The 10,771-nt window shown below is 24.8% G+C and carries 12 protein-coding genes; 2 read left to right on the top strand and 10 right to left on the bottom strand.

The window, feature by feature from the left end; translation table 11 throughout:
* The 3 genes from Q4E08_RS10685 to Q4E08_RS10675 form a co-directional block, all read right to left on the bottom strand.
* Positions 1 to 995: FAD-dependent oxidoreductase (locus Q4E08_RS10685; RefSeq protein WP_303130836.1), on the bottom strand; the 995-nt coding region annotated here is incomplete at its 3' end.
* Positions 992 to 1,981 carry a sulfide/dihydroorotate dehydrogenase-like FAD/NAD-binding protein gene (locus Q4E08_RS10680; protein ID WP_303130833.1) on the bottom strand — a complete coding sequence of 330 codons (990 nt, stop codon included), beginning with the start codon at positions 1,979 to 1,981 and terminating at the stop codon, positions 992 to 994. The genes Q4E08_RS10685 and Q4E08_RS10680, both read right to left, overlap by 4 nt.
* A gap of 114 nt (positions 1,982 to 2,095) precedes the next feature.
* Complete coding sequence (locus Q4E08_RS10675) at positions 2,096 to 3,181, bottom strand: D-alanyl-D-alanine carboxypeptidase family protein (RefSeq protein WP_303130830.1); 1,086 nt, start codon at positions 3,179 to 3,181, stop codon at positions 2,096 to 2,098.
* 101 nt (positions 3,182 to 3,282) lie between these two features.
* Here Q4E08_RS10675 and Q4E08_RS10670 point away from each other — a divergent pair, with 101 nt between their 5' ends.
* Together Q4E08_RS10670 and ytfJ are read left to right on the top strand one after the other, a co-directional pair.
* The gene (locus Q4E08_RS10670) at positions 3,283 to 3,834 is read left to right on the top strand and encodes a DUF2953 domain-containing protein (protein ID WP_303130827.1); all 552 of its coding nucleotides are present in this window, start codon (positions 3,283 to 3,285) and stop codon (positions 3,832 to 3,834) included.
* Positions 3,831 to 4,304 (top strand): GerW family sporulation protein, encoded by a 474-nt coding sequence (ytfJ, locus tag Q4E08_RS10665; RefSeq protein WP_303130824.1) that lies wholly within the window; start codon positions 3,831 to 3,833, stop codon positions 4,302 to 4,304. Before Q4E08_RS10670 ends, ytfJ begins: the two co-directional genes overlap by 4 nt.
* 59 nt (positions 4,305 to 4,363) lie before the next feature.
* On the opposite strand, the gene scpB is transcribed toward ytfJ, so the two are convergent.
* The 7 genes from scpB to Q4E08_RS10630 form a co-directional block, all read right to left on the bottom strand.
* On the bottom strand, positions 4,364 to 4,957 hold the full coding sequence (gene scpB, locus Q4E08_RS10660) for an SMC-Scp complex subunit ScpB (RefSeq protein ID WP_303130821.1): 594 nt from the start codon (positions 4,955 to 4,957) through the stop codon (positions 4,364 to 4,366).
* A complete protein-coding gene (locus tag Q4E08_RS10655) occupies positions 4,944 to 5,699 on the bottom strand; it encodes a segregation/condensation protein A (protein WP_303130819.1) in 756 nt (251 codons plus the stop codon). The genes scpB and Q4E08_RS10655 overlap by 14 nt, the downstream gene beginning before the upstream one ends.
* A gap of 107 nt (positions 5,700 to 5,806) precedes the next feature.
* Positions 5,807 to 6,931, bottom strand: a complete 1,125-nt coding sequence (locus tag Q4E08_RS10650) for a D-alanyl-D-alanine carboxypeptidase family protein (RefSeq protein WP_303130839.1) — start codon at positions 6,929 to 6,931, stop codon at positions 5,807 to 5,809.
* Between the two features lie 197 nt (positions 6,932 to 7,128).
* A complete protein-coding gene (locus tag Q4E08_RS10645; RefSeq protein WP_303130817.1) occupies positions 7,129 to 8,007 on the bottom strand; it encodes a tyrosine-type recombinase/integrase in 879 nt (292 codons plus the stop codon).
* A 77-nt stretch (positions 8,008 to 8,084) separates the two neighbouring features.
* The gene (spoIIM, locus tag Q4E08_RS10640) at positions 8,085 to 8,720 is read right to left on the bottom strand and encodes a stage II sporulation protein M (RefSeq protein ID WP_303130813.1); all 636 of its coding nucleotides are present in this window, start codon (positions 8,718 to 8,720) and stop codon (positions 8,085 to 8,087) included.
* A 114-nt stretch (positions 8,721 to 8,834) separates the two neighbouring features.
* Positions 8,835 to 9,353, bottom strand: coding sequence for an NUDIX hydrolase (locus Q4E08_RS10635; RefSeq protein WP_303130811.1), 519 nt, complete (start codon positions 9,351 to 9,353; stop codon positions 8,835 to 8,837).
* Between the two features lie 64 nt (positions 9,354 to 9,417).
* Entirely contained in the window at positions 9,418 to 10,515 is a 1,098-nt protein-coding gene (locus Q4E08_RS10630; protein ID WP_303130810.1) for a DUF1002 domain-containing protein, read from the bottom strand.
* Between the last annotated feature and the right edge of the window lie 256 nt (positions 10,516 to 10,771).

The raw sequence follows: 10,771 nt of genomic DNA, 5'->3' as shown, positions 1-10,771 counted from the left end.
TCTGTATGTCCTACAAACAGTCCGGATTTTTCTCCACCACAAAATAGATTATCTACTCCTTTCACTTGCATAAAATTAGTTCTAGGAGCTACTGATAAATATCTTATAGAATTCCCCTTGCTTCCAGCATAAGGATCTACATATTTTGCATTTTCAAGTCCCTTTATTTTTCTAAGTTTCTCTAAAGGATAATAAGTAGTCATTAATTTAGCATGTCCAGTATCTAACAAGATAATATTTTCTGCAAATTCTTTTAAAGCATATTGCTGACAAACTTTACTACTTAACTTATTATAATTTACATCTTCTTCTGGTATTTTAAGTATTACTACTCCCTTTTCATCTAATTCATTTACTATTTCTTTTGATAAACTATCTTTTGATAATTTACAAGACCCAGAAAAGGCCCCTAATTCATCACTTGCTCTTTCACCTTTTATATCTTCAATATTGCATCTTTCACTTATACTAATTCTTGGTCCAAATGCCGGACATCTTAATACACACATTGAGCATCCATTACCATATCTTAAGCAATTTCCCATAGGTCCAGTTGATCCAGTTGTTTCTATAAATACATCTCCATCTATGCATGTATCATCAGCCAATACTATTTTTTGTATTAATTTATCTTTAAATTCTACATCCTTAACCCTAGTTTCCATATATAAATTAATACCCATATTCTTCAAATGAGATTTAACTAATCCTTCTACTAAATTTACATCATATAAACTAGCATGTTTATGACCTGGAAACTCTATATTTTTATGTCTTGCACAATCATCAGTAATTTTAATTAAATCCCCTGCTCCTAATGCAATTAATTCTTCTGACGCAGTAAATCTTCCATTATTTCTCATTATCCCACCTACATTACCAAGTCCAAGAAGTAAGTCAGTTTTTTCAAATAAATGAACATCTGCACCTGCTTTTTTAGCTGTAATAGCAGCTGCAACCCCAGACCAACCTCCACCTATTATAACTACCTTCATATTAATCTCCTTTCTTCAAATATGTTTCTAGGATTTGTTTGGATTTTACAAAATCTTTTTACCTTATGACCTTTATATCTAGCTGTACATGCTCCACAAACTCCTTCACCACAACACATTTTAAAATTATTACAACAAGATAATAGTACTTCATCTTTTCCTAACTCATGCAAATAATTTATAATATTATATGTCAATATATCTGCTCCTCCTATGTGTATATAATTAACTCCTTTTTCTATATTATTATATATTCTATATTTCAATTCATCTGTTAATTTTCCATTTACCAATGTATTTATATTTAGACTACTATCAACATATTTACTTACAAAGTTATCTATAAATTCTTCATTTAATGATGAATAATCTAAAATACAATCAATTGAACAATTTTGTAATCTTAATTTTCTTAATATTGGAATCATAGGAGCAATTCCTATCCCTCTTCCAATTATCATGCAATTAGTGTTTACTTGTTTTTCTATATTTTTAATTCCAAATATTCCATTCCAATAAGGTGCTCTTATATTTATAAAATCTCCAACTTTAAAATTTAATAATTTTTTCGTTTTAATTCCTCTTATTTCTATAGCCATAGTTATACAATCATTATTTGTATTAGATTCTAATATTGATATAGGAAAATCAAAATTTTTATCATCATCAGGACATAAAAAAACAAAACTTCCTGGATTAATTAAATCCAAAGCTAGTTTGTGAGTAACTTTTATTTTAATTACTATAACTTTTCCATCATAATTTTTTATATCTAATATATTGCAATTAAACTTTTCTCTTTTTTCTTTTGCTTTATTTCCATTGTTAAAAAATTCCTGATATATGCAAACTCCTTTCCAATTTATACAATCACAAAAGCATTTACCTTGCAATTGTGAGCATAAAATACATTCACCCGTTTCTGCTAATTTGCATGGACAATATTCACTCCCAGCATCAATACAGTCTATGTCTTCTCTAATCATTATTTCCCCCTAAAACTTATTTCTCCTAATAAGATATTAGTTATGTATTTATTTTGTTCTTAATATACAGAAAAAAGTATGATAAAACCAATTTGGTGTTATCATACTTTTTTATTATTTGAATGTTATTATATTATCTAAATCTTCTCTTTTCATATTTCTAGATAATTTTAACTGTTGTTCAATATTATTATTTTTTGATTTTATCTTACTATTTTTAAATGCTCCTATTATATCTCCCTTATTTAAATTTGTATAAGGTTTAAATACTTCTAATTCATATTCTGTATTATCTTCACTATAAGATTTAATTATTTCTTCTTCACTAATATTTTGTGCCAACAAAGGATTTACTTGTTCTAAGACTAGCTGTTTACTATTTAATAAATTAAATGAATATGTATCTTTTATGTAGTTAAATATTTTTTCAGTTTGATTCCACCTATCTGGACAATTTAATACAACTATTATTATATCTCTTCCATCCTTATTCACAGAAGAGACTAGACACTTACCAGCTCCACCAGTATAACCTGTTTTTATTCCATTTGCTCCTGGAATTTTCCAAAGAATTTTATTGATATTATTATAATCTCTTGAAAATCCATATCTTTCTTTATTTATAGACTTAGTTCCTACTATTTCTCTAAAAATGTCATAATTCATTGCAGCTGATGATAATATTGCTAAATCATAAGCTGATGAATAATGATCTTCTTTATCTAACCCATGTGGAGTTTGAAAATGTGAATCTAAAATTCCTATACCAATAGCAAAATGATTCATTTTTTCTGCAAATCCTTCTACTGAACCTCCAATACCTTCTGCAATTGCTATAGCTGCATCATTACCTGACTTGTACATTAAGCCATATAATAACTCTCTTAATTTTATTTTTTCACCAGCTTTATAGCCAACCTTTGACCCTCTAACAGATGCTGCATTTTTTGAAATCTCAAATTCTTCATTTAAATCTCCATTTTCTATTGCAACTAATGCAGTAAGTATTTTTGTTGTACTAGCCATTTTAACTATTTCAAAAGCATTTTGTTCATATAAAATTTGTTTACTTTCTTTATCTATTGCTATTGCATTTCTAGCAGATACTTTAAGATTAGTATCAGCAAAAGCATTTATAGAAAATATATTTAAAATAAAACAAATTAGAAGTGCCTGTATTATGTATTTAATTTTTCTCATAAAATCACCTCATTATTATTTTTAAATAATCTTTTTCTAATATTCATAGTATATTTTTCCTAATAATTGCTCAGAATATTAATATTGTAGGGAGGTTTAAAATGAAAGTTTCTAATTTTGTATTATTAATTATAATGCTCATTATATTAACTCCTATTCCAATAAAATTTAGTGTATTTTATGAAGATAAGGTTTTAAATGTAAAATTTTATAATTTTTCAACAATATCAACTAATAAAAAAGCTAAAAATTTACCAAATAAGTTTATTAAAAATTTAAATAAAAAGTTAAATTTAAATTATGTAAAGTTTATAAACAATATTTTTTCAAATATAAATAAATATAATGCTAAACCTTCCATTAAACTTTTAGGAAGTTTAGATTATTCATTAGGAGATGCATGTAAAACAGCAATTACATATGGAATTTTAAGTTCATTTTTAACATTTTTATATAGATACATTAGCATAATATTTAAAGTTAACAATTCAAATTTTAATATTAATCCTATATTTAAAGAATATTCTTTTATTAATATTCATCTTAAATGTATATTATATTTATCTTTTGGAAAAATTATTTATATATTAGTTTTAATATTAAAATCTTTAATTGAGTCTAGGGAGGTGAACCCTGTTAAAGGGGATTTATGAACAAAGAACATCCAATTCAAAATTTAATGAAAAGTACAATGGAAAATATAAGAGATATGGTTGATGTTAATACAATTATAGGTGATGCTGTAGAAACTAGAGATGGAACATATATTATTCCTATATCAAAAGTATCTTTTGGTTTTGCATCAGGTGGTACAGAATTTGATTCTCCAAATAAGGTATCATCAGATTTTGAAATAGACTATCCTTTTGGTGGTGGATCAGGAGCTGGTGTATCAGTAAAGCCAGTTGCATTTTTAGTTGTAAGAGAAAATTCAGTAAGGTTATTACCAGTAGAACAAGATAATACATATGATAGGATAGTAGATACTGTACCTCAAGTTCTTGAATTATTTAAAGATACATTCTGTAAAAAAGAACAAAGTAGTTGCGAAAATAAAAAAGAAAATCAAGATGTTAATATAAACATAGATGCAAGCACTAAAACTATAGATGTTGATGATTAAAAAATAAAAGCATAGTTGGATTAATCCTCTATGCTTTTATTTTTTAATTATCTTTGCATCTATTCATTAATATCTTCTATTTCTTCTGTTACAGCTACTTCAAATAATTCTAATGATGGTAATTCTTTTATAGAAGATAATCCAAATTGTCTTAAAAACTCATTTGTTGTTCCATAAAGGATTGGTCTTCCTGGAACTTCAAGTCTTCCAACCTCTTCTACAAGATCTCTTTCTAATAATTTTTGAATTGCGCTTTCTGATTTAACACCTCTTATTTCATCTATGTCAACTCTAGTTATTGGTTGTTTATATGCTATTATAGATAAACTTTCTAAAGATGCTTGACTTAATGATTGTCTTTTATTTTTCTTTAATAACTTTTGAATATAATTTGAATATTCATTTTTTGTAACTAATTGATAAGATCCATTTATATTTATTAACTTAATGCCTCTATTTGATATTTCATATTCTAAACTTAATTCAGAAATTATTTCTTCTAAGTATTTAGGAGTTACTTCTAAATTAATAGCTAAGTCTCTTAATGTTAAAGGCTCTCCACTTACAAATAGTAGTGCTTCTATAGCTCCTTTAATAGGATCTTTTCTAGATATTTCTTTAAATTCAAATTGCCCTACACTAACTTTCTCCATTACCGTCACATCCTTTTATAATTATGTCTTCAAAATTAGAGCTTTGATATATTTTAACTTGTTTTTGTTTAATTAATTCTAATAAAGCTAAAAATGTAACAACACACTCTAACTTATTTTCACATTTATTAATAAACTCACTAAACTTTCTTATATTATTTTTCTTTAAAGATTTAAGTATATAATCATATTTATCTTCTATTTTATATTGATCTGTCTTTATATTTCTTTGAATAATATTAAAATCATTTTTTTTATTTTTTTTTACTTCAAGTAATTTATTATATATATTATAGAGGTCTATTAAAGTTAAATCTTTAAATAATTCTTTATTATCGATTTTATTATCACTTATATCTTCTATAATTTCTGGTTTTTTAGAATAACTTATATTATTTTCTAAAGAAACTTTTTTGAAATATTCAGTAGATGCTTTTATTTTTTTATATAATATTAATTTTTCTAAGAGCTTTTTTTCAACATCTTCTTCAACTTCCTCTACCTTTTTTACTTTAGGTAAAAGACTTTTTGATTTTATTTCTATCAAGGTAGCAGCTATAACTATAAATTCAGATGTAATCTCTAAATCCATCTCCTTCATAGTATCTAAATACTGCAAATATTGATTTGTTATTTTATAAATTTCTACATTATATATATTCATCTTATTTTTTTTAATAAGATACAAAAGCAAATCAAATGGACCTTCAAAGTCCGCTACCCTTATTTTTGGTAGTTCCATAAATACACACCTTTCAACTAAAATAACATTATAATTATATAATAAAATTCTATTAATTTAAATTAAAAAATAAAGAAGCTATATAATATATAGCTTCTTTATTTTTATTATTTAAACTTTGGAATTAAATTTTTAATTTTAAACTTAACTTTTTCGAATATGTTAGGATTACTTATTTCTCTATCTGTATATATTTCAACTTCTCCAACTTTTTGATCATCTATATATACTTCACACTTTCCAACAATTTCTCCTGAATCATATTTCTTTTTGTTGTTATCAAATTTAATTTCATTTTTAATTTCACCTTTAGAACCTTTTTCTACAACTACATTTAAATCTGTTTTAGCTTTAGCAATAAAATATTTATCAGTATCAGGTCCCATAAATACTTTACCTATTTCTTCATCTTTACCTAATAATTTTTTACCAGTAAATTTTGAAAATCCATAATTAAGAAGTAAACTTGCATCTCTATTTCTTATTTTAAATGTAGGAGCACCCATAATAACACTTAACATTCTTACTCCATCACGTGTTGCTGTTGCTGATATACAATATTTTGCTTCTGATGTATATCCTGTTTTTAATCCATCACAGCCTTTAAAAAATCTTACAAGCTTATTGTGATTAACTAATTCAATTGGAGATTTTCTTCCTTCTGATATAGTTTCCATGTAAGTTCCAGTATATTTTAATATCTTGTTATGTTTTAATAATTCCATAGACATTAAAGATATATCCTTAGCTGTTGATAAATGTCCTTCAGCTGGTAAACCAGTACAATTTTTAAAGGTAGTATTTTTCATTCCAAGTTCTTGAGCTCTTTTATTCATAAGTTCAACAAAACTTTCTTCTGATCCTGCTAAATATTCAGCCATTGCAACTGCTGCATCATTTCCTGATGCTATTGCTATTCCTTTAAAAATATCTTCTACAGTTCTAACTTCACCTGTATCTAATAACATTGTACTTCCACCCATTTTTTTGGCATTTTCACTACATGTTATTTTATCATTTAATTTAATTTTTCCAGAGTCAACTGCTTCCATTGCTAGTAACATAGTCATTATTTTAGTAACTGATGCAGGAGCAAATTTTTCATCTGAATTTTTTTCATATATAATTTTACCTGTAGTAGGTTCAATTAATAATGCAGATTTAGCTTCTATTTTCATCTTATCATCTGATTTATCATTTGCAATTGCTTGTATTGGTGCGAATGGTAACATTAAAAATGTCATAATTAATAAAAGTATTTTTGAAAATTTACTACATATTTTTTTCATATAAAATCCTCCCTTCGATATTAGTGTTACCATAGAAAGAATAATTAAAGCTGTTATTTATTTCATATTTTAGAAAAATAAAAAACTAGCCAAATATGGCTAGTTTTTAAATTATTTACCACTAATACTTAATTTGATTTTTATGCTCTTGGATGTGAGTTTTTATATACTAAATTAATTTTATCACTATTTATTATTTCATAATAAGTATCCATATAGGTTAATACTTGATTACCTAATAATTTTTGAACAGCTCGTACATTAGCACCATTTTGTAACATATGAACAGCAAAAGAATGTCTAAAAGTATTAAGATTTACATCTTTTTTTATTCCAGCTTTATGAGAATACTCTTTTACTATTCTCCATATCCCTTGCCTTGTTAATCCTCTTCCATTAAGATTTACAAATAACTTATTAACTCCACTTTCTGCAATTTCATCTCTTACTAATATATATTCTTCAAGAGCTCTAATAGCACTTCGTCCTATTGGAATTAATCTTTCACATTTTTTGTTATCTGTACATTTTACAAATGATAAATCTAAATTAATATCTTCTACATCTAATGATATTAATTCTGATACTTTCATTCCAGTAGCATACATAAGTTCTAATAAAGCATTGTCTCTTATTCCTTTTACTCCATTCTTTTCTACACACTTTATTATTTTATCAACTTCATCTACAGTTAAAATTTGAGGTAATTTTTTATTTGTTTTTGTACTCTTATAAGATATTTTAGGAATATCATCTATCTTACCTTCATTTTTTAAAAAACTATAAAAACTTCTAAGACTAATCACTATTCTATTTATTGATCTTTCAGATTTTCCATTTTTCAAAAGATTATTTATATACTCTATAATTGAATTATTATTTGATGTATATAATGGTTTTTTAGTTGAGTTAAGAAACTTAATAAAAAGATTAACATCAGTTACATATGCATATACTGTATTTTCACTTTTTTCATTATTTAATAAATACCTTTTGTAATTCTCTATAATTTCTAACATTATTCTCTCCTAAAACATTGCTTTATATATTGAATATTTTATACTTCTTTTTTAAAACATCATTAGCTAACCATTATTTATAAATATACATTTTTTAATATTACTTTAATTATATTAGGACATACATATGTTTCTATTATTATTCCAATAATAAAAATACATAGCAATGCAATTATTAAATTTGCTCCACCTTTATTCAACATTAAATTTTTTATAGGTGTTCTTTTTATAAACTTCTCTTTAAATTTCATAGTTGATAAATTAAGTCCTAATATACTTATAGCTATTATACAGGGAATATATATTATATTTTGTGGTATTATAGATGCCAATGCAATTCCAAGCCCCTTACCATTAAAAGTTGTAAGTAAAAAAGTAAATGTATAACCTAATGTGAAGCCTTTAACTAAATTAAGAGCAAGTATTAGTGGTGCTCCAAAAAAAGTGAAACTTAATAAAATTATTGGCGCTATTAAAAATATATTCTTCTTTAATACTTCTAATAACAAAATTCCATAATCTATTGTCTTTTTTTCTATACTATTTACAAAACTCGTATAATAATTAGCTAGGTCTTGTCTATCTATATAATTCATACTTTTTATAGCATATACTCCTAATACAATACCAACACAAAAAAATAATATTACTAATAAATAATATACTTTTTGTTCCTCAAAAGTTTTACTTAATTTATTTAATGAAAAATGCATCTCTCTATCCTCCTAAAGTATTATAACTAATACTATGATTAGGAACTTAAATTTATTCTAAAAATATGTAAAATAAAAAGAAGTAATATTATAAATATTACTTCTTTTTATTAATTATAAATACATAAATGCTGAAATTGTTTTTGTATCTATTATTTTACCTGATTTTATCATTTCTTTTACTTCTTTTAATTTGTAAGGTTCTGCTTCTATAAATTCATCTTCATCTCCACCTTTTATTCCTTTGTAAAGATTTGTTGCTTTATAAAGATGAATTCTTTCATCAGTAAATCCAGCACCAGTAGCTATAGTTCCTAAATATTCTATATTTTCTGATTTATAACCTGTTTCTTCCTCAAGTTCTCTTATAGCACATAATTTTGGATCTTCTCCTGCCTCTAATTTGCCAGCAGGTATTTCAAGTAATATATCATTTAAAGCTACTCTAAATTGTTTTACTAATAATATTGTTTCATCATCTAAAAACGCTAAAATAGCAGCTGCACCTGGATGTCTTATTACATCTCTACTACCTTCATTTCCATCTGGAAGCTTAACATTTATATTTACAAATTTTAAGAAATTCCCCTTATATTTTAGTTCTTCGTTTAATATTTCTTCTTTTAAGTCCATATAATCTCTCCTTTTAATGAATGTACATTTATAGTATATAATTATTAAATTAATTTTACAAATTTTACTCTATATTAAATATACCTTTTATCCATGATACAAAACTGTCCAAAATATTTTTATCACCTGAATTAGAATTGTTTTCATTTGATGAAGATTGACTGTTTTCATTAGAATTATTATTTTCTGTTTTAGTTCCTTCCGTATTGCTTGTTACAACAGTATTTCCTGATAATGCTGAATCGTTAGTTTCATTTATTATACCTGAGTTTTGATTATTATTTTTCTGTTCTGATCCATTAAAGAAGTTCTTTATGCTAGTCCAAATTTTATCAAAAAGCCCTGAGTTTTTTATAGCTTCTCCAGACTCCTTTAATACCTCATTTATATTGTTTCCAATTTCATTTAATGTCTTTTTTAGTTCATCATAATTATAATCTTGTTTCCCTATATTAACCATTAAATCTTGTAATTCTTTTTTATTTTCTGGAGAAAGATTTATATTATAATTATTAGTTATATTATTAATTATCTTAGTAACTGCTTGTTCATCTTTCGCTTTATCTTTAATTACTTCTGTTTTTACATCATTTACAACAGCAGCAGCTTTTTCTTTTCCTATACTAGAATTATCAGCTAAATTTCCTGTTACTATTAACTCTTTATTTGCTAATTCTTTTTTCTTATTATCAAGCTTTTCTCCGGTGGAATCTTCAAATCCTTTTAATATTCCTGTTAAAGCTCCTGTACCTGAAACTTGAAATGGAGCTGCTGCTATTACATTAGCATCATTAACTCCAGCTGTAACCAATGTATTAGTAATCATTGCTGCTGTAACCCAAGTTAAATTAACAGTTTTAACATTTATTCCATTACCTTTTTCTGTAGGTTGCACATATGAACAAGATATAGTTTTATTTCCTATTTCATTTTCAGTAGCTATTCCTTTTAGAGCTTCTCTTTCTTCTTTATTATTTATAGTTATTAACTGATAAGTACCTTCTTTCGCATTAAAATATTTAAGCATTTCTTCTTTTTGCTTTGATGTTAAATTAGCACCTAAAGTTATTACATTAAATTGATCAGCAAATGCTACATTTCCTACTATACCAGTAAAAACAGATGCTATTATAAGAATTTTTGCTATAAAAGTTTTTTTCATTTTAACTCTCCTTTATTGTCTTTAATTAATTTGTACTTTATTATTATAATTTTTTATTCTTAATAGAATATTATTTAAATATTAAATTTTTCTTATCTATTTAATTATCATTTACGAGTATATTATATAAGAATATATATTTTGTTTATTTATTCTTATTTACGAGTATTTCTTTTAAGATTTATTTTATTTTGTAAATTTTAAAGATTTTACAAACCTTTAAATTACTAAATTAATGTTTTAAATTATAAAATTA

The organism is Clostridium sp., assembly GCF_030532265.1.
GTDB lineage: Bacteria > Bacillota > Clostridia > Clostridiales > Clostridiaceae > Clostridium.
This window is presented reverse-complemented; position numbering and strand designations above follow the sequence as displayed.